This is a genomic window from Streptomyces sp. SudanB25_2051, from assembly GCF_964272635.1.
Lineage (GTDB): Bacteria > Actinomycetota > Actinomycetes > Streptomycetales > Streptomycetaceae > Streptomyces.
This window is the reverse complement of record NZ_OZ186787.1, coordinates 2,036,034-2,059,369: the sequence shown is the minus strand read 5'-3', so window position 1 is coordinate 2,059,369 and position 23,336 is coordinate 2,036,034. Positions and strand designations below refer to the sequence as shown.

Here is a 23,336-nt window from a genome sequence, read left to right as displayed (position 1 = left end):
GCGGGGATGCTCCCGGACGTGCTGGGTAGGGCTGCCCGCGACCCACTGTCGCCACGTACAGGAGGCCGCCATGGCCGCGTCCCCCCAGCTGCTCCTCTCCGCACTGTCCAAACGGGTACCGGGACAGGTGCCCGGTCCTCTCACCAGCGAACCGCCGCTCGCCGACGCCGCCCCCCTCACCAGCGAACCCCCGCTGACCGACGCCGCGCCCCTGACCAGCGAACCGACCGCGCGCGGCACGGCCGGCGGAGCGGAGCCACACCGCACGTACCCGTAACGCCCCGATGCGCCCAGGAGGCCGTATGACCCTCGCCCGGCTCGCCGCGCTGCACGGAGTCGCCACCGCGTACTCCCCGTCCCCGGGCGTCACGGTCCCGGTCCCCGACGCGACCGTGGTCACCGTCCTGGGCGCACTGGACGTCGACGCGACCACGCCGGACGCGCTCGACGCGTCGCTCGCCGCCGCCGAGGCGGAGCGGGCGGAGCGGCTGCTGCCCCCCACGGTCGTCGTGTGGCAGGGCGACGAGCCGGCGGGCCGCCCCCGCCCGCTCGCCGCCCTCCCCGCGGGCACCTCCCTGCGCATCGGCCTGGAGGACGGCGGCACGGCCCAGTCGCCCGTCCCGTGGGCGGACCTCCCCGCCGGCGTGCACGCCCTGGAGGCCCACGCCCCGGACGGGCGCACCGCCCGCGCCACCCTGGTCGTCGCGCCCGCGCGGGTGCCGCAGCCCGCCGGGCCCTGCCACGGCGTGCTGGTCCAGCTGTACTCGCTGCTGTCCGCCCGCTCCTGGGGCATGGGCGACCTCGGCGACCTGCGGGAGCTGGCCGGCTGGGCGGGCCGGGCGCTGGGCTGCGGCTTCGTGCAGGTCAACCCGCTGCACGCGGCCGTGCCCGGCACGCCCACCGACCCCTCCCCGTACCGGCCGTCCTCGCGCAGCTTCCCCGACCCGGTGCACCTGCGGATCGAGGACGTCCCCGAGTTCGCGTACGTCTCCGGGGCCGCCCGCGCCGAGCTCGACGCGCTCGCCGGGCGGGCCGGGGAGCTGCGCGACGGCGTGCTGCGCAAGGGCGAGCTGATCGACCGGGACGCCGTGTGGGTGCTCAAGCGCCGCGCCCTGGAGATCCTCGCGCAGGTCCCGCTCGGCCCCGGCCGCCGCGCCGCGTACGAGGCGTTCCGCGCCGAGCGGGGGCGGGCGCTGGAGGACCACGCCACCTGGTGCGCGCTCGCCGAGCGGTACGGCGCCGACCGCGCCCAGTGGCCCGAGGGCCTGCGCGACCCCCGGTCGGAGGCCACCGAGCGGGCCCGCGCCGAGCTGGCGGACCGGGTCGCCTTCCACCGCCTGGCCGCCTGGCTGACGGACGAGCAGCTGGCCGCCGCCGCGCGCGCCGCGCGTGAGGCCGGCATGGCCGTCGGGGTGGTCCACGACCTGGCGGTCGGCGTCCACCCGGACGGCGCCGACGCCTGGGCGCGGGCCGGGGCGTACGCGCGCGGCATGTCGGTGGGCGCCCCGCCGGACGCGTTCAACGCGCACGGCCAGGACTGGGGGCTGCCGCCGTGGCGGCCCGACGCGCTCGCCGCCTCCGGCTACGCCCCGTACCGGGAGCTGCTGCGCTCGCTGTTCCGGCACGCGGGCGCCCTGCGGATCGACCACGTCATGGGCCTGTTCCGGCTCTGGTGGGTGCCCGCCGGGCTGCCGCCGACCCATGGCACGTACGTCCGGTACGACGCCGACGCGATGCTGGCCGTGCTCGCCCTGGAGGCGCACCGGGCGGGCGCCGCCGTGATCGGCGAGGACCTCGGGACGGTGGAGCCCGGCGTACGGGACGTGCTGCGGCGCCGGGGCGTGTACGGCACGTCGGTGCTGTGGTTCGAGCGGGACTGGGAGGGCACGCGCCGGCCGCTGCCGCCCGAGGCGTGGCGCCCGGACTGCGTGGCGACGGCCACCACCCACGACCTGCCGCCGACGGCCGCCCGGCTGAGCGGCGAGCACGTGGAGCTGCGCCACCGGCTCGGACTGCTCGCCCGACCGCTGGAGGAGGAGCGGGCCGAGGACGCCGGGGACGTCGCCGAATGGCTGGCGTACCTGGGGGAGCTGGGGCTGCTGGAGCGGGGCGCCGCCCGCGACGAGGAGGCCGAGGTGCGCGCCGTGTACCGGTTCCTGCGCCGCACGCCCGCCCGGATGACCGGGGTGTGGCTGCCGGACGCGGTGGGCGACCGGCGCCCGCAGAACCTGCCCGGCACCTGGGACCAGTACCCGAACTGGCGGCTGCCGATGGCCGGCGCGGACGGCCGCCCGGTCACCCTGGAGGACCTCGCCGCCTCTCCCCGGCTGCGGTCCCTGATGGCCGCGCTCGGCCCGTCCGGTGCCCGTACGGCACCCCCGGGCGCGCGGCGCGATTAGGCGTTCGCTACGTTTGCTCCGTGGACAAGAAGAACGCCCTGCGCGCCGGCGCCGTCGCGACCGGTACGACGCTGATGATGCTGCTCATGTCGTCCCCCGCGCTCGCGCTCACCCGTGACGACGGCGACGACCCGGGTCCCGGCCTGAGCGTCGTGGAGACGCTCGGCCTCTTCGTGGTGGCCCCGATCGTGCTGTTCGCGGTCATCGCCGGCCTCGTCATGGTGCTGGACCGCTCCAAGAAGGCCTGACCCACCCCGCTCCTTCCCAGGGCGCCGCGCACCGGGTTCCACCCGCTGCGCGGCGCCCTGCTGTCTTCGTCCGCGCGGCCTCGCCGGGCGCGGCCCCGTCGGCCAGGGCCCTCGTGCGCGGCCTCGTACGAGCGGCCTCGTCCGCGTGGCCTCGTACGAGCGGTTCCGGCGTCCGTGCGGCTTCCCGCGCGGACGCTCCCGCCGGCCCCGTACGGGAGTCAGGCGCCCGTCGCGTTGAGCAGCCGCCGCAGCAGGCCGGCCAGCTGCTCCGCCTCCTCCTCGTCCAGCGCCGCCCACAGGGCCTCCCGCTGCACGGCGAGCCCCGCCCCCACGGCCTGGTCCACGACCTCCAGCCCCCGTTCGCTCAGCGTCACCCGCAGGGCCCGCCGGTCGTGCGGGTCCGGGCTGCGGCTGAGCAGCCCGGCCCGCTCCAGCTTGTCCAGCCTGCCGGTCATCCCGCCCGTCGTCAGCATCAGCGTCGCCGAGAGCTGGCGCGGTGACAGCGTGTACGGCTCGCCGGAGCGGCGCAGCGTCGCCAGCACGTCGAACTCGCCGCGCGAGATGCCGTAGGGCGCGTACGCCCGGTCCATCCGCTCGGCCATCAGGTGCGTCAGCCGGTAGACGCGGCCGAAGACGGCCATGGGGACCGTGTGCAGATCCGGGCGGACGACGGCCCACTGCGCGGTGATCGCGTCGACGGGGTCGGGGGCGTCGAGCGCGTCGGAGCCGGTCCGGGGCGCGGGCCCGGGGCCGTGGGACGGTGCGGGGTCGGGGCTCGGGTGCATGGCGGAAGTGTCCGCTCCCCGCCCGCTCGCTCGCAAGAAAGCGGCTCAGCGGTGAGCCTCTTGCCCGTAAGTAGCTTGCAGCTAAGTAGCTTAGCGGTAAGCTATCTGGTGTCGAGGTCATCCGAAGAGGGGCATCGCCATGCCGTCCCGCGCCGCCGTCATCGCCGTCACCGCGCTGGCCCCCGTCTCGTGGGGGACGACCTACGCGGTCACCACCGAGTTCCTGCCGCCCGACCGGCCGCTGTTCACGGGCCTGATGCGGGCCCTGCCCGCCGGGCTCGCCCTGCTCGCCGTCACCAGGACACTGCCGTCCGGAGCCTGGTGGTGGCGGTCGGCGGTGCTGGGCGCGCTGAACATCGGGGCGTTCTTCCCGCTGCTGTTCCTCGCGGCGTACCGGCTGCCGGGCGGTGTCGCGGCCGTCGTGGCGTCCCTGGGGCCGCTGTTCGTGATCGGCCTCGCCACGCTCCTGCTGGGGGAGCGGCCGACCGCGCGGGCGCTGCTCGCGGCCGTCGCCGCGGCGTTCGGCGTGAGCCTCGTCGTGCTGACGGCGGGTGCCGCCTTCGACCTGGTCGGCGTGGTGGCCGGGGTGCTGTCGTCCGCGTCGATGGCCGCGGGCACGGTGCTCACCAAGCGGTGGGGGCGCCCCGAGGGCGTCGGGCCGCTCGCCATGACCGGGTGGCAGCTGACCGCGGGCGGTCTCGTCATCGCGCCCGTCGCGTTCCTGCTGGAGGGCGCGCCGCCCGCGCTGGACGGCGACGCGCTGCTCGGCTACGCGTACCTGGCGCTGGCCAACACGGCCGTCGCGTACTGGCTGTGGTTCCGGGGCATCGAACGCCTCACCGCCACCTCCGTGACGCTGCTCGGGCCGCTGTCGCCCCTCACGGCGGCCGTGGTCGGCTGGGCGGCGCTCGGCCAGGCCCTCGGACCCGTCCAGCTGGCGGGCATGGCCATCGCGTTCGCCGCGACCGTGCTGGGCCAGCTCGCGCCCCGGCCCCGCGCCCCGCAGACGGCCGGGGGACCGCCGCCCGCCGTGGCGGAGCCCCGCGCGGCGAGCCGCCCGTAGCGCACCCGCCCGAACCGGCCCCGTGGCACGCCCCCGACACCGGGGGCAGCCCGTACGGGACCCGGAAGACACCAGGGGGTGGGACGCCCGACGGCGCCCCACCCCCTGGACCGGTCCGGACCGGCCGGTCCCGCGACGGGCCGGTACCGGACCGGCCATCGCGGACCCGGTCAGTCCCGGATCAGTCCGCTCACCTGTCGGCGGCCTGCGCGTTCAGCGCCCGCTCGACGCCCGCGCGGGACTCCGAGATCAGGCGGCGCAGCGCCGCGTTCGGCTGGGCGCTCTCCAGCCAGGCGTCCGTCCGCTCCAGCGTCGCCCGCGACACCTGGAGCGACGGGTAGAGACCCACCGCGATCTGCTGGGCCATCTCGTGGGAGCGGGACTCCCACACGCCCTTGACCGCCGCGAAGAACTTCTCCGTGTACGGCTCCAGCAGCTCCCGCTGGTCCGTCTGCACGAAGCCCGCGATCACGGCCTCCTGCACGGCGTTGGGCAGCTTGTCGGACTCCACGACCGACGCCCACGCCTCCGCCTTGGCCTCGCCCGTCGGGCGCGCCGCCATCGCCGTGGCCGCGTGGCGCTCACCGGCGGCCGTCCTGTCCCGCTCGTGCTCGGCGGCGATCTCGTCGGCGCCGAACCGGCCCGTCGCCGCCAGCCGCTCCACGAACGCCCAGCGCAGCTCCGTGTCGACGACCAGGCCCTCGATCGTCTCCGAGCCGTCCAGCAGCGCCGCGAGCAGGTCCAGCTGCTCGTCCGTGCGGGCCGTCGCGGCGAACGCCCGCGCCCACGCCAGCTGGTGGTCGCTGCCCGGCTCGGCCGCCCGCAGGTGCTCCAGCGTGGCCTCCGTCCAGCGCGCCAGGCCCGTCTCGCGCCAGTCCGGCGCCGCGTACAGGTCGAGCGCCAGCTTCACCTGCCGGTGCAGGCTCTGCACCACGCCGATGTCCGACTCCTTGGCGATCCCCGTCAGCACCAGGTCCAGGTAGGCGCGGGTGGCCAGCTCGCCGTCGCGGGTCATGTCCCACGCCGACGCCCAGCACAGGGCGCGCGGCAGCGACTCGGTGAAGTCGCCCAGGTGCGCCACGACGTTGCGCAGCGACTCCTCGTCGAGGCGGACCTTCGCGTACGACAGGTCGTCGTCGTTCAGCAGGACGACGGCCGGGCGGCGCTTGCCGGCCAGCGCTTCGACGCCGGTCAGCTCGCCGTCCACGTCCAGCTCGACGCGCTCGGTGCGCACCAGCTTGCCGGCGTCGTCCAGGTCGTAGAAGCCGACCGCGATGCGGTGCGGCCGCAGGACCGGCTCGCCCTTCGCGCCCGCCGGGAGCGCCGGCGCCTCCTGCTTGACCGCGAACGAGGTGATGACGCCGTTCGAGTCGGTGTCCACCACCGGGCGCAGGATGTTGATGCCGGCCGTTTCCAGCCACTTCTTCGACCAGGTCCTCAGGTCGCGCCCGGAGGTCTCCTCCAGGGCGCCCAGCAGGTCGGCCAGCCGCGTGTTGCCGAACGCGTGGCGCTTGAAGTACGCCTGCACGCCCTGGAAGAAGGCGTCCATGCCGACGTACGCGACGAGCTGCTTCAGCACCGACGCGCCCTTGGCGTACGTGATGCCGTCGAAGTTGACGAGCACGTCGTCCAGGTCGCGGATCTCGGCCATGATCGGGTGCGTGGACGGCAGCTGGTCCTGCCGGTACGCCCAGGTCTTCATCTGGTTGGCGAACGTCGTCCACGAGTGCGGCCACTTCGAGCCGGGCGCGTACGCCTGGCAGGCGATCGACGTGTACGTGGCGAACGACTCGTTCAGCCACAGGTCGTCCCACCACTCCATGGTGACCAGGTCGCCGAACCACATGTGGGCCAGCTCGTGCAGGATGGTCTCGGCCCGCACCTCGTACGCCGCGTCCGTCACCTTCGAGCGGAAGACGTACTGGTCGCGGATGGTGACCGCGCCCGCGTTCTCCATCGCGCCCGCGTTGAACTCCGGCACGAACAGCTGGTCGTACTTGGCGAACGGGTAGGCGTAGTCGAACTTCTCCTGGAACCAGTCGAAGCCCTGCCGGGTCACCTCGAAGATCGCGTCGGCGTCGAGGAACTCCGCCAGCGACGGACGGCAGTACACGCCGAGCGGCACGACCTGCCCGCCCGGGCCCTCGTACGTCGAGTGCACCGCGTGGTAGGGGCCGGCGATCAGCGCCGTGATGTACGTCGAGATGCGCGGGGTCGGCTCGAAGACCCACACGTCGTCCTTGGGCTCCGGCGTCGGCGAGTTCGAGATCACCTTCCAGCCCGCGGGGGCCTTCACGGTGAACTGGAACGTGGCCTTCAGGTCCGGCTGCTCGAAGCTGGCGAAGACCCGCCGCGCGTCCGGCACCTCGAACTGCGTGTACAGGTACGCCTGGCCGTCCACCGGGTCGACGAACCGGTGCAGGCCCTCGCCGGTGTTGGTGTACGCGCAGTCCGCGACGACCCTCAGCTCGTTGGCGCCCTGCCTCAGGTGCTTCAGCGTGATCCGCGAGTCCCGGAACACCGACGCCACATCCAGGTGCTTGCCGTTCAGCACCACCTCGTGGACCGCGGGGGCCACCAGGTCGATGAACGTCTCCGCGCCCTCCTCGGCGCACTCGAACCGCACGGAGGTCGCGGACCGGTAGGTCCCGCCCTCCTGCGCGCCGCTGAGATCCAGGTCGATCTCGTACGCGTCCACGGTCAGCAGCGCCGCGCGCCGCCGCGCCTCTTCACGGGTCAGGTTTGTGCCAGGCACCCGGTCATCTCCTCCATGTACGACTTTGGGGGCCATCCTTCCACGGGCCGCCCGGGAGACCGAGTGCATAAAGCGGCCGTACGCGCGAGGGGGCGGCCCCGCCCGCCGGCGGGACCGCCCCCTCGAAGGCCGCGACCGCCCACCGGGCGGCGCCGGCGCGGATCAGCCGCGCAGCTCCTCGGCGACCAGCTCCGCGATCTGCACCGCGTTCAGCGCGGCGCCCTTGCGGAGGTTGTCGTTGGAGAGGAACAGGGCCAGGCCGTGCTCGACGGTCTCGTCGACGCGGATGCGGCCCACGTAGGAGGCGTCCTTGCCGGCGGCCTGGAGCGGCGTGGGGATCTCCGACAGCTCGACGCCCTCGGCGTCCTTCAGCAGCTCGTAGGCGCGCTCCACGCCGATCGGACGCTCGAAGCGGGCGTTGACCTGCAGGGAGTGGCCGGAGAAGACCGGGACGCGCACGCACGTGCCGGACACCTTCAGCTCCGGGATCTCCAGGATCTTGCGGGACTCGTGGCGGAGCTTCTGCTCCTCGTCCGTCTCGAAGGAGCCGTCGTCCACGATCGAGCCGGCGAGCGGCAGCACGTTGAACGCGATGGGCCGCTTGTAGACGCCCGGCTCCGGGTACTCCACGGCCTCGCCGTCGTGGGTGAGCTCGGTGGCGCGCCCGGCGACGGCCTTGACCTGGCCGTCCAGCTCGGCGACACCGGCGAGGCCGGAGCCGGAGACGGCCTGGTAGGTGGTGGCGACCAGCGCGATCAGGCCGGCCTCCTGGTGGAGCGGCTTGAGGACCGGCATGGCGGCCATGGTGGTGCAGTTCGGGTTGGCGATGATCCCCTTGGGGCGGTCCTTGACCGCGTGCGGGTTCACCTCGGAGACCACCAGCGGGACCTCGGGGTCGCGGCGCCAGGCGGAGGAGTTGTCGATCACGACGGCGCCCTGGCCCGCGACCTTCTCGGCGAGGGCCTTGGACGTGGCGCCGCCGGCGGAGAACAGCACGATGTCGAGGCCGGTGTAGTCGGCGGTCGCCGCGTCCTCCACGGTGATCTCGCGGCCCTGCCACTCCAGCGTGGAGCCCGCGGAGCGCGCGGAGGCGAACAGGCGGAGCTCGTCGACCGGGAAGTTCCGCTCGGCAAGGATTGTGCGCATGACCGTGCCGACCTGACCGGTGGCTCCGACGATTCCTACCTTCACGGGGACTCCTCCGTACGTACGAGCTGGGCGCGGGACCATGATGTGTCTCTCCCCGGGCGCCTTGTCCAATCCATTGTCCAGGGGGTGAGAAGCACCACGGCCGGCGTGGACGGCCGCGGGCGACGACGGGGCGGTCGCCGCGCCGGGGCAAAGGGACGGGGGCGGGCGTCCCGCCGGACGCCCGCCCCCCTCACTCCGTATCCCTCCAGATTACGGAGTGACCTTGCCGATCACGACGCTGCCGGTGCCCGCGGCGGTTCCGCGCGCGTTCAGCAGGTGGACCTCGCCGAAGAACTGGCGGCCCTCGGGGGCGGCGCCGTTCACCAGCACCTGGGCGCCGAAGGCGGCCGAGGCGCCGTTGGCCAGGCTGATCGACTTCGACTCGTCGACCTTGACCTCGCCGAGCGCGGACGAGAAGTACACGTCCTTGTAGTCGTAGGCGGTCTCACCCGACGGGATCGAGTAGCCGTCGACCACGATCGTGTACGTGCCCGGGGCGGGCTTCACCAGGGACACCGACTCCTCGGAGTCGCCGTCCGCGGACGAGCCGACCTGCACGCCGTCGCGCAGGACCGACAGGTCCAGGTCGGCGGCCTTGTCGGAGACGTTGCCGATGGCCACGTCGAAGCGCTCCACGCCCTCGCCGATCTCCACGGTGGTGCGCTGCACCGCGTGGTGGGCGATCATCGGGCGCGTCACCTTGGCGGAGCCCAGCGAGCCCGCCTTGAGCTTGCCCTCGAGCGCGGCGAAGCCGTTGGTGACGGTCCACTGGACCGGCGCGGCCTTGCCCGCGGTGACCTCGGGCAGGGTCTGGACGGCCGGGTCGAAGGTGGCGCCGAGCACGGCGACGTCCAGCTTGTACGGGTTGTCGAGCAGCGGCGACGTGCGGCGCGACTCGACCTCGATCTCCCAGACGCCCGGCTGCGGGTTCGGGTACGACCGCACGTCGGGGCGGCAGGTGTTCGCCGGGTTGGTGTAGTTGGCGTAGCAGTTGACCGTCGAGGTCGGGTCGGACGGCACGCCGTACGGGTGGATCGCGACGAAGCGGGTCTGGCTGCCCTGGGCGAGGCCGCCGAGGGCGATCTCCAGGGACTTGGCGCCGGCCGGGACGTTCACGAAGTACGACCGGTGGCTGTTGCGCTGGACGGTGCCCTCGGCGGAGAGGCCGAAGGACGGCTTGGCCAGCTGCTCGGCCGCGACGACCGTGGTCATGACCTGCTTGTCGATGCCCTTGGTCTTCGGGTCGGTGATCTCCAGGATCGCGCTGTGCACACCGGCGCTGCGCGGCTTGGCGGCGACCTTGACCGTGACGGGCTTGTTCAGCGGGAGGTACACCTCGTCGCTGCCGACGACGCGGAACGTGCTCTCGTGGTTCTTCTCGAACCACAGCTCGTGCCGGATCGGACGGTCGGCACCCGTGGTGCGGGTGACGGTGATCTCGTAGACCTTCTCCTCGCCGACCTTGACGCCGCCCTCGCGGTCGTACAGGCCGGTGCCGAAGCCGGGCTGGGCGAGGAACTGGTCGATCGCCGTGTCGACGGGCGCCTTGACGGTGTACTCGTGGGCGTGGGCGCCGCGGAGCACCTCCTTCCAGGCGTCGACGACGTTCAGCAGACCGGCACCCTGCTCGTGCGCCTGGGCGCTCGCGATGTGGTCGGCCTGGCTGATGACGGCGGTGCGGAGCTTCGCCGGGGTGAGGTCGATGCCCTGCTGCTTGGCGGCCGACAGCATCAGCGCCATGGCGCCGGTGGCCTGCGGGGCGGCCATGGAGGTGCCCTGCATCATCGAGTAGCCGGCCGGGAGCTGGTAGCCGGCCTCCGCGACCGGGCCGCCGGGCGACCAGGTCTGCGTGGTGTTGACCGCGGCGCCGGGCGCGCTGAGGGTCGGCGTGAAGCCGCCGTCCTCGCGCGGGCCGCGGGAGGAGAACGGCATCATCGCGTACGGCGTGGTGACCGTGGAGCCGTAGTTGGAGGCCCAGGTCTCACGGGAGACGGACGCGCCGACGCTGATGACCTTGTCCGCGAGGGACGGGTCGCCGATCGTGTTGACGCCGGGGCCGCTGTTGCCGGCCGAGACGACCAGCTGCACGCCGTACTCGTCGATCAGACGGGTGTAGAGGCGGGCGCGGGCGTTGTTGCCGTCGTTCAGCGCCGGGAGGCCGCCGATGGACATGTTGACGATGTCGACGCCGCGGTTGACGACGAGGTCGATCATGCCCTCGGTGAGCGCGATGTTGGTGCAGCCGCCGCTCCAGGTGCAGGCGCGCGAGGAGACCAGCTTGGCGCCGGGCGCCGCGCCGTTCATCTTGCCGCCGAAGAGGCTGTGCGCGGCGGTGATGCCGGCGACGTGGGTGCCGTGGGAGCCCTCGATGACGCCGATGTTGACGTAGTCGGCCTTGGCGCCGGCCGCGTTGTAGACGACGTCCTTGCGGATCTCCACGACGAACGGGATGCGCTCGGCCACGTCGGTGGCCGGGTTGTCCGTGCCGAACCAGCCGATCTGGAAGCCGTCCTTGTACGGCTTCATCGCCTCGTCGTCGGCGAAGTCGCCGTTGCCGTTGAGGTCGACGCGGACGGTGCCCGCGGCCTGGTCGTACAGGACGCCCCAGACGTCGGTGGTGTCGCCGTCGCGGTTGAGGTCGCCGTTCATGTCGCCGCCCTTGGTGGCGGCCTCGGCGAAGGTGCGGAACCTGTAGGAGCCCTGGGGGGCCTTCCATTCGCGGCCCGCGGCGGTGAACGCGGGACCGGCGACGGCCGTGTCCATGCGGCGCCACGTCTCGTCGCCGTCGCTCACCGGGTCGGTGGCGGTGACCCAGTCGACGATCTTGCGCTCGCCGGTGGTGGTCTTCTGCAGGGCCGGGTGGCTGACGTCGATGCCGGAGTCGAGGACGCCGATGGTGACGCCGCGGCCGTCCGCGGTCGGGTACTTCCGGACGAAGTCGACCGCGCCCGTCTCGTGCGACGGGTTGTACGGGTTGACCGCCGGGGTCTTCGGGCCGGGCGCCGGGTAGGTGCCGGCCGTGGCCGTGGCGGCGCCCTCGGCGCGGTCGGCGGCGGGCGTCGGGTCGTCCAGCACGATCTCGTGCTTGAGGTCGATCCCCTGGACGCTGGACAGCTTGGCGGCGGCGCCGATGGCGGCCTCGGCCTGCGCGGTCGGGACGGTGGCGCGGACGTAGCCGAGCTTGTCGTACGTCTTGCCGACCGTGCCGCCCTTGACCGCGTCGAGCTGGTCGGCGACCTGCTCGGTCGCGCCGGGGGCGGTGGCGACCATGAGCGTGATGTTCTTCTCGCCGCGGGCCTCGGCCTCGGCGAGCAGTTCGGCGTCGTCCGCGCCCAGCTTCGCCGCGGCGGACTTGGCGGGCTCGGGGGTGGCCGCCGGGGGTTCGGCGGGGGTGGCGAAGGCGGGCGCGGCGCCGGTCGCGACGAGCGCGGCGACCAGACCCGTGGCGGCCGCGATGCGGGCCGCGCGTCTCGCCCCGGGTATGGGGCGGGAAGGTTCGTGCGTCATTCAGCATCCCTGTCGATGAAAGGAGCGGTCCGGAATTCGGTACCGGATGACCGCTGAGCCTTGCGCACGCGACCGGGTTTTGTGGAGGGCTGCCGGAGGCGGATTGTCCTCGTGGCGGACATCCGCCATCGCGAGATGACCGCCATCGGGAACAAACCGCCCGAAAGTGGATTCCCGCTGATGCGGCGGGTGTTGAGAACCCGTCGGCGAGGGGCGGGGGCGGCGCCGGGCGCGCGCCGGAGCCGCCGCGGGCGTGAGCGCCGCGCGGGGCGGGGCCGTTGCCGCGGGAGGCGCCGAGGCGGACGCCGTGGAGGTGGGTGCCGCTCCAGGGCGGGCGGTTGCCGCGCGGGGTGCGCAGGCGGGTGCCGGGGGTCAGGCCTCGCGCGTACGGGCGTAGTGGCGCGACGCCTTCGCGCGGTTGCCGCAGACGGCCATCGAGCACCAGCGGCGGGTGCCGTTGCGCGAGGTGTCGAAGAAGTGCAGCACGCACGCCTCGTGGGCGCAGCGGCGGATGCGGTCGGGCGCGCGGCGCAGCAGGTCCAGGTAGTCGCGGGCGGCGGTCCAGGCGGGCCCCCAGGCGGGGTCGGTGAACTCGGGTTCCTCACCGGGGCCTTCGGGGGTGAGCACGGCCCGGATGCGGCCGTGGTCGAGCACCTCGTTCAGAAGGGCGGCGCCGCGCGGGTCGCCGGGGGAGTCCACGGTGGCGGCCAGCGCCTCGCGGGCCCGGAGGGTGTGGTCGAGCGTGGCGGCGTCGGCGCGGAAGCGGCCGGCCAGCCCGGCGCTCGCCAGCCAGACGGCCAGCCCGTCGGTGCCGGTGAGCAGGTCGTGGTCGGCGCCGTCCTGCACCCAGCGGGTGTTCAGCAGGTCGAGCGAGACGGGCTCGCCGACGAGCGGGCGCGGGTCGGACGCGGTCATCTGTGGTCCCTCCCGGAACACCACCGGCCATTACTAACCCCTCAAGGGTACGTGACCGGTTGACGCCATCGAGACTAACCACTAACGTCCTGATCAACGGTTAGTCGAACCATCGACGAGAGGACCCGCCATGACGGCGACCAGCACGCTCCGCACCGGACACGTCGCCCTGAACGTGACCGACATCGCCCGTTCCCTGGCCTTCTACGAGGGCCTTCTCGGCTTCGAGCTGCTCGCCGAGGGCAAGGAGGACGGCCGCCGCCACGCCCTCCTCGGCCGCGAGGGCCGGCTCGCCATCGCCCTCTGGGAGCAGGCCGAGGACGGCTACGCCCCCGCCCGCGCCGGCCTCCACCACCTGGCGTTCCAGGTGGACACGATGGACGAGGTCCGGGTGGCGGAGGCGGAGCTGGCCGCCCGCGGCATCGAGTTCGCGTACGACGGGGTCGTCGCCCACGGAGAGGGCGCGGCGTCCGGCGGGATCTTCTTCCACGACCCGGACGGCACCCGCCTGGAGATCTACGCCGCGACCGGCGCCGAGACCGCGCCCGCCCCGCACGCCACCGCCCCCACCTGCGGCTTCTTCTAGAAGCGGGCCCGTATGGAGAAGCCGGCTCGTGGACAGCGGCCGCGGGCACGGCCCGCAGAGGCGGCCTGTAGGGACCGGCCGCAGAGGCGGCCTGTAGGAACCGGCCGCAGAGGCGGCCCGTAGGGACCGGCCGCAGAGACGGCCCGTAGGGACCCGGCCCGGCAGACGGCCGGGCGCCCGGATCACCGAGACCCACCGGACGAGCGGAGCCACCGGCATGGACGACACCACCCGCGCCCCCTACCACCCGGGCTCGCTCGCCGTGCAGGAGCGCGTCGGCGTCCGCGCCGCCGCCGAGCACGTCGGGCGCTCCATCGGCCGGGGCATCCGCCCCGTCGCCGCCGCCTTCCTCGAGATCCAGCCGATGCTGGTGATCGGGGCGGCGGACGGCGACGGGCGGGTCTGGAGCTCGCTGCTCACCGGACCGCCCGGCTTCGTCCGGGCGACCGGCCCCACCACCGTCGCCGTACGCGGCGGCGTCCCCGCCCACGACCCCCTCGCCGCCGCGTTCCCCGAGGGCCGCCGCACCCCCGTCGGCACGATCGCCCTCGACCCGCGCACCCGCCGCCGCATGCGCCTCAACGGTACCGCGACCCCCACCCCGCAGGGCCTGTCCGTCCAGGCCCACGAGGTGTTCTCCAACTGCCCCAAGTACCTCCAGAAGCGCGAGCCGTACGAGACGGCCCACCCCGCGCCCCCCGGCCCCGTCCGCCGCGGCGTCCGCCTCGACGAGGCCCAGGCGGACGCCGTCCGCGCGGCCGACACGTTCTTCGTCGCCACAGTCGGCCCCGACGGCTCGCCCGACGCCAGCCACCGCGGTGGCAATCCCGGCTTCGTCCGGGTCCTCTCGCCCACCGAGCTGATCTGGCCCGACTACGCGGGCAACGCCATGTTCCTCACCCTCGGCAACCTGGTCGCCGACGCCCGCGCCGGACTGCTCTTCCCCGACTGGACCACGGGCGCCACGCTCCAGCTCACCGGGACCGCCCGCACCGAGTTCACCCCGGAGGGCCGCGCGGTCCGCTTCACCGTCACCGGCACCGCCGAGACCCCGCACGCCAGCCCCCTGCGCTGGTCGCCCCCCGAGTACTCCCCGGCCAACCCGTGACACATGGCCGGAACACGCTCAACCGGGCGATGACGGCCGGGCACCGGCTCAACCACCCCACGATCACCGGTGGTCCCCTCCGATGACCGCAGCAACGCAGTCGTCCAGGAGGGGACCCCTTATGTCAGTACGCACCGCGCGCGCCGGACTCGTCGCGGCCCTGGCCGTGGCGGCCGTCACCGCCACCACGCTCACCGCCCCGGCCACCGCCGCCCCCACCACCCCCGGCGCGTCCGCCGCCGCGGAGGACCGCGCCCGCCACGACGCCACCCGGCAGGTCATCGAACAGGTCGTGCGCTCCGGGGCGCCGGGCGTGCTCGCCCAGGCCCGCGACCGCCGCGGCGTGTGGAACGGCAGCGCGGGCGTCGCCGACCGCACCACCGGCCGCGAGCGCCTCCCGAACGACCGCTTCCGGATCGGCTCCATCACCAAGCCGTTCGTCGCCACCGTCATCCTCCAGCTCGAAGCCGAAGGCCGCCTCGACCTCGACGACAGCGTGGAGAAGTGGCTGCCCGGCGTCGTCCGCGGCAACGGCCACGACGGCCGCCGGATGACGGTCCGCCAGATCCTCAACCACACCAGCGGCGTCTACAACGTCACCGCCGACCCCGGCTTCCAGGAGAAGGTCTTCGGCCCCGGCTTCCTGCGGCACCGCTACGACACCTGGACCGACGAGCAGCTCGTGGCCGTCGCCATGGCACACGAGCCGGACTTCGCCCCCGGCACCTCCTGGGCGTACTCCAACACCAACTACGTACTCGCCGGAATGATCATCGAGAAGGTCACGGGACGCCCGTACGGGGAGGCCGTCGAGCGCCGGATCATCCGGCCGCTCGGGCTCGGCGCCACCAGCGTGCCCGGCACCGACCCGCGGATGCCCCGGCCCAGCGGCCGCGCGTACTCCACCCTCGGCGGCGACCCGGCCGACCCGGCCACCCGCGTCCACGACGTCACCGAGCTCAACCCGTCCATCGCCGGGGCGGCCGGCGAGATCATCTCCGACGCCGCCGACCTCCAGCGGTTCACCCGGGCCCTGATCACGGGCCGGCTGCTGCCGAAGGCGCAGATGAGGGAGCTGACGGCCACCGTCGCCGACCCGGACAGCCCGGCCGTGGGGTACGGCCTCGGCGTCATGAGGCAGAAGCTCAGCTGCGGCACGGAGGTGTGGGGCCACACGGGCGGCATCCACGGCTCGGGTTCCGTCGCCGTCTCGACCCGCTCCGGCGACCACACGCTGGCCGCCAACGTCAACGGCGACTGGGCGAGCGGCCTGGACGACATCCTGGAGGCCGAGTTCTGCGGCAGGAAGCCGGACGGCGCGGCCCCGGACCACGCCGGGCCCCTGGCCCCGTAGCCCGGGCCCTGGCCCCGTAGCCCGGGTCGCGGGGAGCCCGGGTCGCGGGGAGCCCGGCCCTCACCGCGGCAGGACCACCACATGGGCGGCCGGCGGGCGATCGCCGGCCGCCATCAGGGCCGTACGCACCACCACCGCCTGCTGCTCCGGCGCGTCGCGCAGCTTGCGGGGCGTGAGGTGGACGACCGTGATGCCCAGCCGCTCCAGGTGTGCGCGCTTGCGGGTGTAGCGGGCCCACACCTCCTCGTCGTCCTGGCGCGGTGCCCTGGTGTCCAGCTCCACCACCACCGCCTCGTCGGGCCAGTACGCGTCCACACCTCCCAGGTGCGGGCCGCCCGGCAGCCGCAGGTCCACGTTCCACAGCGGGTCGGGCAGGCCGTGCTCCCGCACCATCGCGTACAGCCGGCCCTCCGCCACGGCCCGGCCCTCCGCCAGCAGCGCGTCCACCGCGTCCACCACGTGCGGCCGCGACAGCAGCCGCGCCCGGCTCAGCTCCCGTACGACGGCGGGCGGTTCGCAGTGGCCCTCCCGTACCGCCTCCGCCAGCAGCCGCCGCACCGTCAGCGCGTCCACCGGCTGCGCCAGCGCGTCCGCCAGGGCCCGCTCCACCGGAGCCACCGGCAGCCCCGCCGCCTCACGCGCCGCGGGGAACTCCTGCGCCGCCCGCACGATCCGGACGAACCCGGCCGACCGCAGCCGCCGGGTGCGCGGCACCAGTACATCGATCCGGTCCAGCGCCGTCGTCGGGGCCGCCGAGGGCAGCCCGTACAGGGCGAGCGCGGCCGCCCCCGTGATCGCCGCCTCGCCGAACCCGGCCGCGTCCGTGTCGGCGGACCGCCGGCCCGTGTACAGCAGGGCGGCCCGCAGCCGCTCCTCGCCGGTCGGCGGGCCCGGGTGCAGCAGGTAGACACCGGGCAGCAGCTGCTGCCAGGGGCCGCCGGGCCGGCTCAGCGCGGCGGCCTCGGCGGCGGGGACACCGCGGACCCGCAGCTGCGCGGCGGTCAGGACGCCGGCGGGCGCGTCGGTGAGAGGGGAGCGGGGGTGCGGGGAGAGCGGGGTGTTGTTCATGTCCGGGGACGTGCCCATCAGGGCAGGCTTCCCTAACCGCTGTTACACGTCTGTCGACAATCAGGGACAAGTCCGCCCTAAAGTACGGGCGTTCGAATGCCGATGATGCCCGGCCCCGCAACGGCCCCCGCGGCCCCGCAACGGCCCCCGCGGCCCGGCGCACCCGCCGGGGAGGCACCCCGCGCACGCGCGGGGGCGGCCGCCCGGAAGCCGGACAGCCGCCCCTGTGAAGCACCGGATCAGGCCGACGCGTCGCACTCCTGGGCCCGCAGGGCGCGCGCCAGGTCGTCGCGCGCCTCCAGCACCAGGCGGCGCAGCGCGGGCGCCGCCCCCTCGTGCTCCGCCAGCCACGCGTCCGTGGCCTCCAGCGTCCCGGGCCGGTCCTGGAGCGACGGGAACAGGCCGCTCACCACGTCCATGCCGATCTGGATGGACCGCTCGGACCAGACCCGCTCGATCGCCGCGAAGTACTTCTCCGCGTACGGCGCGGTCAGCTCCCGCTGCGACGGCTGGGCGAACCCCGCGATCGTCGCCTCCACCAGCGCGTTCGACAGCTTGTCCGACTCGACGACCTCGGCCCACGCCTGCGCCTTGACGGCCTCGGAGGGCCGCGCGGCCAGGCACCGCACCTGGTGCCGCTTGCCCGACGCCGTGTCGTCCCGCGCCAGCTCGGCGCCGATCACCGACTCGTCGGCACGCCCGTGCGCGGCGAGCGGCTCCAGCAGCGCCCAGCGCAGCTCCTGGTCGACGTCGAGGCCCTCCACGCTCTCCGTGCCGGCCAGCAGGCCCTGAAGGAACGCGAAGTCCTCGTCCGACTCGGCGACCGCCGCGAAGAACCGCGCCCAGGTCAGCTGGTGCTCGCTGCCCGGCTCCGCGGCGCGCAGCTCCTTCAACGCGGCCCGCGCCACCAGCCGGCCGCCCGTGGCACGCCACTCGGGCGCCGCGTAGTGGACGAGCGAGGTCCGCACCCAGGCGTGCAGCATCTGCAGCACGCCGATGTCCGACTCGCGGCCCGCGAAGTCCAGCACGATCCGCACGAAGTCCCGCGCGGGCAGCAGCGCGTCACGCGTCATGTTCCACAGCGCCGACCAGCACAGGGCCCGCGCCAGCGGGTCGGTGATGTCCCCCAGGTGGGCGCGCAGCGTGGCGAGCGAGTCCGCGTCGAACCGCACCTTGCAGTACGTCAGGTCCTCGTCGTTGACCAGCACCAGCGCGGGGCGCTCGGCGCCCGCCAGCCCCTCCACGACCGTGCGGGCCCCGGTGATGTCGGTCTCGGCGCGCGCGTAGCGGACCAGCGCGCCGTCCTGCGGCCGGTACAGGCCGACGACCGCGCGGTGCGGCCGCGCCTCGGCGCCCTCCTGCTCCACGGCGAGCTCCGCGATCCGCTCGCCCGTCTCGTCGTAACGGACCACCGGGGTCAGCGCGTTGACCCCGGAGGTCTCCAGCCAGCACCGGGACCACGCCTTCATGTCGCGGCCGGACGTCTCCTCCAGCACGGCCAGCAGGTCGCCGAGGGTCGTGTTGCCGTACGCGTGGCGCTTGAAGTAGCGGCGCGCGCCCTCCAGGAACGCGTCCCGGCCCGCGTACGCCACGAGCTGCTTCAGCACCGAGGCGCCCTTGGCGTAGGTGATGCCGTCGAAGTTGAGCTTGGCGTCCTCCAGGTCGCGGATGTCCGCGGTGACGGGGTGCGTGGAGGGCAGCTGGTCGGCGCGGTACGCCCAGGCCTTGCGGTTGTTGGCGAAGGTCGTCCAGCCGTCGGTGAAGCGGGTCGCCTCGACCATCGAGAAGGTGCCCATGAAGTCCGCGAAGGACTCCTTCAGCCACAGGTCGTCCCACCACTTCATGGTGACGAGGTCCCCGAACCACATGTGCGCCATCTCGTGCAGCACGACGTTGGCGCGGCGCTCGTAGGCGGCGCGCGTCACCTTGCCCCGGTAGATGTACTCCTCGCGGAAGGTGACGAGGCCCGGGTTCTCCATCGCGCCGAGGTTGTACTCGGGGACGAACGCCTGGTCGTACTTGCCGAAGGGGTACGGGTAGTCGAAGACCTCGTGGAAGAAGTCCAGGCCCTGCTTGGTGACGAGGAAGACGTCGTCGGCGTCGAAGTGCCGCGCCAGGCCCTTGCGGCACATCGCGCCGAGCGGGATCTCCAGGTCGCCGCGCCGGTAGACGTCGGTGACGTGGTGGTACGGGCCGGCGACGACGCAGGTGATGTACGTGGAGATCGGCTGGGTCCGCGCGAACCGCCACACCCCGCCCTCGCGGGACTCCTCGGCGCCGTTGCTCCACACGGTCCAGCCCTCGGGGGCCGTCACCTCGAAGCGGTAGGGGGCCTTCAGGTCGGGCTGCTCGAAGTTGGCGAAGACCCGGCGGGCGTCGGCCGGTTCGTACTGGGTGTAGAGGTAGACCTCGCCGTCCTCCGGGTCGACGAAGCGGTGCATGCCCTCACCGGTGCGGCTGTAGGCGCACTGCGCGTCCACGACCAGCGTGTTCTCCTCGGCGAGGCCGTCCAGCGCGATCCGCGCCCCGTCGAAGACGGCGGACGGGTCCAGCTCCCGCCCGTTGAGGACGACGGACGTCACGGACGGCGCGACGAGGTCCGCGAAGGTGCTCGCACCGGGGGTCGCGCAGCGGAACCGGATCGTCGTCACCGAGCGGAACGTCCGCTGCTCCGCCTCGCTCTCGGCGACGGCCGACCGCAGGTCGAGCGCGACGTCGTAGCCCTCGACGGACAGCAGGGCCGCCCGCTCGCGGGCCTCGTCGCGGGACAGGTTCTCACCGGGCACGGGCACTCCTTCGTGGCTCGTTGGTACGCGGTGATCCTCCCACGCGGCAAGACGGGCCCATAAGCGGGAATGCCCTCGCCGCCCCCGGCGTTGTCGCCTCCAGCGCGACCGCACGCTTCCCCCTTCACCTGCACGTTTCAGGGATACGAGGAGACACATGTCCGAGACGAGGACCACCGCCGACTTCTGGTTCGACCCGCTGTGCCCGTGGGCGTGGATGACGTCCCGCTGGATGCTGGAGGTCCAGAAGGTCCGCCCGGTGGACGTGCGCTGGCACGTGATGAGCCTCGCCGTCCTCAACGAGGACAAGCTGGACCAGGTCCCGGAGGAGTACCGGGAGACGCTGAGGACCACCGCCTGGCACCCCGTCCGCGTGGCCATCGCCGCCGAGCAGCTCCACGGCCCCGACGTGCTGGGCCGCCTGTACACGGCGATGGGCACCCGCTTCCACAACCAGGGCCGGCCGCACACCCGCGAGGTGCTCGCCGAGGCGCTGGAGGAGGCCGGTCTGCCGGCGGAGCTGGTGGAGTACGCCGAGAAGGACACGTACGACGCGGAGCTGCGCGCCTCCCACAAGGAGGGCATCAACAAGGTCGGCCAGGAGGTCGGCACCCCGGTCATCGCCGTGCCGGGCCCCGACGGCACCGAGGTCGCCTTCTTCGGCCCGGTCGTCACCCCGGCGCCGAAGGGCGAGGCCGCGGCGCGCCTGTGGGACGGGACGCTGCTGGTCGCGTCGACGCCGGGCTTCTACGAGATCAAGCGCACCCGCACCCAGGGCCCCGTCTTCGACTGACGGCCCCCGCACACCGGAACGGCCCCCGCGAGTCCTGTCCTCGCGGGGGCCGTTCCCTTCTTCCGCCCGCCGCGTGAAGGGTGAGAAGACGATCACGGGCAGGGCGCTGGGGGGCGGGTCGCCGGTCCGCCGTCAGGGGGCCTGGGGGCGGGACCGGTCCGCCGTCAGGGGGCGATCAGCGGCACGCGGTCCTTGGCCTCGGCGTACCGCTTGGCCACGTCCTGCCAGTTCACGACCTGCCACATCGCCTCGATGAAGTCGACCTTCTGGTTCTTGTACTGGAGGTAGAAGGCGTGCTCCCAGGCGTCGAAGACCAGGATCGGCACCGAGCCCTGGCCGACGTTGCCCTGGTGGTCGTAGACCTGCTCCACGATGAGGCGGCCGCTGACCGGCTCGTACGCGAGGACGCCCCAGCCGGAGCCCTGCGTGGTGGCTGCGGCCTTCGACAGCTGCGCCTTGAACCGGGCGAACGAGCCGAACGACTCGGCGATGGCGTCCGCCAGCTCGCCCGTGCCGTCCTTCTCCAGCGGCTCGCCGCCGCCGTCGCCGGTCATGTTGTGCCAGTAGATGGAGTGGAGGATGTGGCCCGAGAGGTGGAAGGCCAGATTCTTCTGCAGGCCGTTCAGCGCGGCCCACTGCTCCTTGTCGCGGGCCTCCGCGAGCTGCTCCAGGGTGTCGTTCGCGCCTTTGACGTACGCGGCGTGGTGCTTGTCGTGGTGCAGCTCGATGATCTCCGGGCTGATCACGGGGGCCAGCGCCGCGTAGTCGTAGGGAAGTTCCGGAAGGGTGTACATCGCCATGGCCGAGCCTCCGACGCTTATTGCAACCTATGTGCAAGTGCAGGCTAGCAGCAGAAGCCCGGGAAGTTGATCAGCCTTTGGTCGTAGGGCGGAGGGTGGCCGGAAAAAGGGGGAGGCCCCGGCGCGCCGTCGCGCCGGGGCCTCCTCCGGGGAGTGCGGGGTGGTTCAGTCGTCGGCCTTCGCGGCGGCGGCCGCGGCCTTCTCCTCGTCGCCCTGCTCCTCCTCGTCCTTCTTCGCGGCCTCGGCCTTCTTCCCGTCCTCGGCCTTCTTCGCGGGCTCCGCCTTCTTCGCGGGCTCGGCCTTGTCCGCGGGCTCGGCCTTCGCCTCGTCCTCGTCCCGGGCGGACGTCTTCGCGGCGGGCTCCTCCGCCTTCTTCTCCGGGGCCTTCGCCTCCGCCTTCTTCTCGACGGCGACCTTCTTCTCGACGGCTGCCGGCTTCTCGTCGGTGACCTTCTTCTCGGCGGGCGCCTCGACCGGAGCCTCGGCGGCGGCCGGCGCGGGGGCGGCCGGGGCGGCGGCAGCGGTGGCGGCGGCCGCGGCGGGCTTCTTCTTGGAGTTCTCCTGGTGGATGACGCCGAGCACCGCGAGGACCACGACGAGGCCACCCGTGTAGTACAGCTGCTCACGCGTACCGGCGTCGCGGGCCATCAGGACGAACACCGCGGCGATGCCGGCGAGCGCGGCCCACGTGAGGTACGGGAAGGCCCACATCCGCACGACCAGCTTCTCCGGCGCCTCCTTCTCGGTGCGGCGGCGCAGGATCAGCTGCGAGATCGCGATGAAGAACCAGACGACCAGGATGATCGCGCCGATCATGTTGAGCAGCCACATGAACAGGTCCTGCGGACGCCAGTAGCTGAGCAGCACGCACAGGAAGCCGAACGCCGAGGAGGTCAGGACGGCGACGCGCGGCACGCCGCCGGAGATCTTGCCGAGCCCCTTCGGGCCCTGGCCGCGGGCGACGAGCGAGCAGGCCATGCGGGAGGCGCCGTAGATGTTGGCGTTCATCGCGGACAGCAGGGCGATCAGGACGACGACGTTCATGATCTCGCTGGCGGCCGGCAGGCCCAGGTGCTCCAGCGTGGCGACGTACGAGCCCTCGGCGAGCGACTTGCTGTTCCACGGGATCAGCGTGACGATCACCGCCATGGAGCCGATGTAGAAGACGGCGATGCGCCACATCGCCGTGCGGACGGCCTTGGCGACGCCCTCGACGGGGCGCTCGGACTCGGCGGCGGCGATGGTGACGGTCTCCAGACCGCCGTACGCGAAGACCGAGGCGAGCAGACCGACGATCAGGCCCTCGGTGCCGTTGGGCAGGAAGCCGCCGTGGCCCGTCAGGTTGTCCAGGCCGGGGGACTCGACGCCGGGCATCAGGCCCAGGATGGCGAGCAGGCCGATCACCAGGAACAGGGCGATGGCGCCGACCTTCAGCGCGGCGAACCAGAACTCGAACTCGCCGAAGTTCTTCACGGCGGCCAGGTTCGTCACACAGAAGACGAGCATGAACAGGGCGACCATCGACCACTCGGGCACGCCCGGCAGCCAGCCCGTGACGATCTTCGCCGCGCCGATCGCCTCCAGGCCGACGGCCACGCAGAGCAGGAACCAGAAGGCCCAGCCGGCGGTGAAGCCGGCCCACGGGCCGATGGCCCGCTCGGCGTGGACGGAGAAGGAGCCGGAGGCGGGGTTGGCCGCCGACATCTCGCCGAGCATGCGCATGACCAGCATGACGAGCAGGCCGGAGATGGCGTAGGCGATGACGATGGAGGGGCCGGCGGCCGCGATGGCGGAGCCCGACCCGACGAAGAGGCCGGCGCCGATCACGCCACCGAGGGCGATCATCGACAGATGGCGTTGCTTCAGCCCGTGGGAGAGCGGCGCGTCGTTCGACGGCGTCGAAGAGGCGTCAACGGCTGCCGGATCGGCGGGCGCGGGCGCGGAGGTCCGAGACATGGGTGTGCCCTGTTCCGTTTCT

Annotated in this window: 16 protein-coding genes and 1 pseudogene; 8 read left to right on the top strand and 9 right to left on the bottom strand. The window is 73.5% G+C overall.

Annotated features, from left to right (window positions below):
• The first annotated feature begins 70 nt into the window (after positions 1–70).
• Genes ACSUPT_RS09085 through ACSUPT_RS09075 form a run of 3 tightly spaced genes read left to right on the top strand, consistent with a single transcriptional unit; the run spans position 71 to position 2,647 of the window.
• Positions 71–277, top strand: a complete 207-nt coding sequence (locus tag ACSUPT_RS09085; protein WP_351968486.1) for a hypothetical protein — start codon at positions 71–73, stop codon at positions 275–277.
• Positions 278–302: 25 nt separating this feature from the next.
• Positions 303–2,399 (top strand): 4-alpha-glucanotransferase, encoded by a 2,097-nt coding sequence (gene malQ / locus ACSUPT_RS09080; RefSeq protein WP_365730196.1) that lies wholly within the window; start codon positions 303–305, stop codon positions 2,397–2,399.
• A gap of 20 nt (positions 2,400–2,419) precedes the next feature.
• Positions 2,420–2,647, top strand: a complete 228-nt coding sequence (locus ACSUPT_RS09075) for a hypothetical protein (protein WP_023588684.1) — start codon at positions 2,420–2,422, stop codon at positions 2,645–2,647.
• Positions 2,648–2,865: 218 nt separating this feature from the next.
• Here ACSUPT_RS09075 and ACSUPT_RS09070 read toward each other — a convergent pair whose 3' ends face one another.
• Positions 2,866–3,432 (bottom strand): MarR family winged helix-turn-helix transcriptional regulator, encoded by a 567-nt coding sequence (locus ACSUPT_RS09070; protein ID WP_403503234.1) that lies wholly within the window; start codon positions 3,430–3,432, stop codon positions 2,866–2,868.
• Positions 3,433–3,571: 139 nt separating this feature from the next.
• Between ACSUPT_RS09070 and ACSUPT_RS09065 the strand changes: the two genes are divergently transcribed.
• Entirely contained in the window at positions 3,572–4,495 is a 924-nt protein-coding gene (locus ACSUPT_RS09065) for an EamA family transporter (protein ID WP_436944008.1), read from the top strand.
• A 190-nt stretch (positions 4,496–4,685) separates the two neighbouring features.
• On the opposite strand, the gene pepN (ACSUPT_RS09060) is transcribed toward ACSUPT_RS09065, so the two are convergent.
• The 4 genes from pepN (ACSUPT_RS09060) to ACSUPT_RS09045 all read right to left on the bottom strand — a co-directional run bounded on the left by pepN (ACSUPT_RS09060) (position 4,686) and on the right by ACSUPT_RS09045 (position 12,863).
• Positions 4,686–7,250, bottom strand: a complete 2,565-nt coding sequence (gene pepN / locus ACSUPT_RS09060; RefSeq protein WP_436944007.1) for an aminopeptidase N — start codon at positions 7,248–7,250, stop codon at positions 4,686–4,688.
• A gap of 162 nt (positions 7,251–7,412) precedes the next feature.
• Positions 7,413–8,441: an aspartate-semialdehyde dehydrogenase gene (locus ACSUPT_RS09055; RefSeq protein ID WP_399219224.1), complete on the bottom strand. Its 1,029-nt coding sequence runs from the start codon at positions 8,439–8,441 to the stop codon at positions 7,413–7,415.
• A 210-nt stretch (positions 8,442–8,651) separates the two neighbouring features.
• Complete coding sequence (locus ACSUPT_RS09050) at positions 8,652–11,948, bottom strand: S8 family serine peptidase (protein WP_436944006.1); 3,297 nt, start codon at positions 11,946–11,948, stop codon at positions 8,652–8,654.
• A gap of 372 nt (positions 11,949–12,320) precedes the next feature.
• Positions 12,321–12,863, bottom strand: coding sequence for a CGNR zinc finger domain-containing protein (locus ACSUPT_RS09045; RefSeq protein WP_403506625.1), 543 nt, complete (start codon positions 12,861–12,863; stop codon positions 12,321–12,323).
• 130 nt (positions 12,864–12,993) lie between these two features.
• Here ACSUPT_RS09045 and ACSUPT_RS09040 point away from each other — a divergent pair, with 130 nt between their 5' ends.
• The 3 genes from ACSUPT_RS09040 (at position 12,994) to ACSUPT_RS09030 (ending at position 15,911) form a co-directional block, all read left to right on the top strand.
• Positions 12,994–13,449 carry a VOC family protein gene (locus tag ACSUPT_RS09040; RefSeq protein WP_351967770.1) on the top strand — a complete coding sequence of 152 codons (456 nt, stop codon included), beginning with the start codon at positions 12,994–12,996 and terminating at the stop codon, positions 13,447–13,449.
• A 217-nt stretch (positions 13,450–13,666) separates the two neighbouring features.
• Complete coding sequence (locus ACSUPT_RS09035) at positions 13,667–14,557, top strand: pyridoxamine 5'-phosphate oxidase family protein (protein ID WP_436944005.1); 891 nt, start codon at positions 13,667–13,669, stop codon at positions 14,555–14,557.
• A gap of 121 nt (positions 14,558–14,678) precedes the next feature.
• A complete protein-coding gene (locus ACSUPT_RS09030; RefSeq protein ID WP_404142959.1) occupies positions 14,679–15,911 on the top strand; it encodes a serine hydrolase domain-containing protein in 1,233 nt (410 codons plus the stop codon).
• Between the two features lie 60 nt (positions 15,912–15,971).
• On the opposite strand, the gene ACSUPT_RS09025 is transcribed toward ACSUPT_RS09030, so the two are convergent.
• On the bottom strand, positions 15,972–16,997 hold the full coding sequence (locus ACSUPT_RS09025) for a hypothetical protein (RefSeq protein WP_436944004.1): 1,026 nt from the start codon (positions 16,995–16,997) through the stop codon (positions 15,972–15,974).
• Between the two features lie 221 nt (positions 16,998–17,218).
• Complete coding sequence (pepN, locus tag ACSUPT_RS09020; protein ID WP_436944002.1) at positions 17,219–19,765, bottom strand: aminopeptidase N; 2,547 nt, start codon at positions 19,763–19,765, stop codon at positions 17,219–17,221.
• 157 nt (positions 19,766–19,922) lie between these two features.
• Here pepN (ACSUPT_RS09020) and ACSUPT_RS09015 point away from each other — a divergent pair, with 157 nt between their 5' ends.
• Positions 19,923–20,558 (top strand): DsbA family oxidoreductase, encoded by a 636-nt coding sequence (locus ACSUPT_RS09015; RefSeq protein ID WP_351967774.1) that lies wholly within the window; start codon positions 19,923–19,925, stop codon positions 20,556–20,558.
• Positions 20,559–20,722: 164 nt separating this feature from the next.
• Here ACSUPT_RS09015 and ACSUPT_RS09010 read toward each other — a convergent pair whose 3' ends face one another.
• Positions 20,723–21,358, bottom strand: coding sequence for a superoxide dismutase (locus ACSUPT_RS09010; protein ID WP_351967775.1), 636 nt, complete (start codon positions 21,356–21,358; stop codon positions 20,723–20,725).
• Positions 21,359–21,916: 558 nt separating this feature from the next.
• A pseudogene (locus tag ACSUPT_RS09005) lies at positions 21,917–23,314 on the bottom strand (amino acid permease); the annotation flags it as partial.
• Positions 23,315–23,336 lie beyond the last annotated feature (22 nt).

Coding starts and splice junctions, on each gene's coding strand:
- ACSUPT_RS09035 (WP_436944005.1), top strand. CDS start 13,667: ATGGACGACACCACCCGCGCCCCCTACCACCCGGGCTCGCTCGCCGTG.
- ACSUPT_RS09065 (WP_436944008.1), top strand. CDS start 3,572: ATGCCGTCCCGCGCCGCCGTCATCGCCGTCACCGCGCTGGCCCCCGTC.
- ACSUPT_RS09045 (WP_403506625.1), bottom strand. CDS start 12,863: ATGACCGCGTCCGACCCGCGCCCGCTCGTCGGCGAGCCCGTCTCGCTC.
- ACSUPT_RS09030 (WP_404142959.1), top strand. CDS start 14,679: ATGTCAGTACGCACCGCGCGCGCCGGACTCGTCGCGGCCCTGGCCGTG.
- malQ (WP_365730196.1), top strand. CDS start 303: ATGACCCTCGCCCGGCTCGCCGCGCTGCACGGAGTCGCCACCGCGTAC.
- ACSUPT_RS09050 (WP_436944006.1), bottom strand. CDS start 11,948: ATGACGCACGAACCTTCCCGCCCCATACCCGGGGCGAGACGCGCGGCC.
- ACSUPT_RS09010 (WP_351967775.1), bottom strand. CDS start 21,358: ATGGCGATGTACACCCTTCCGGAACTTCCCTACGACTACGCGGCGCTG.
- ACSUPT_RS09040 (WP_351967770.1), top strand. CDS start 12,994: ATGACGGCGACCAGCACGCTCCGCACCGGACACGTCGCCCTGAACGTG.
- ACSUPT_RS09025 (WP_436944004.1), bottom strand. CDS start 16,997: ATGGGCACGTCCCCGGACATGAACAACACCCCGCTCTCCCCGCACCCC.
- ACSUPT_RS09015 (WP_351967774.1), top strand. CDS start 19,923: ATGTCCGAGACGAGGACCACCGCCGACTTCTGGTTCGACCCGCTGTGC.
- ACSUPT_RS09085 (WP_351968486.1), top strand. CDS start 71: ATGGCCGCGTCCCCCCAGCTGCTCCTCTCCGCACTGTCCAAACGGGTA.
- ACSUPT_RS09070 (WP_403503234.1), bottom strand. CDS start 3,432: ATGCACCCGAGCCCCGACCCCGCACCGTCCCACGGCCCCGGGCCCGCG.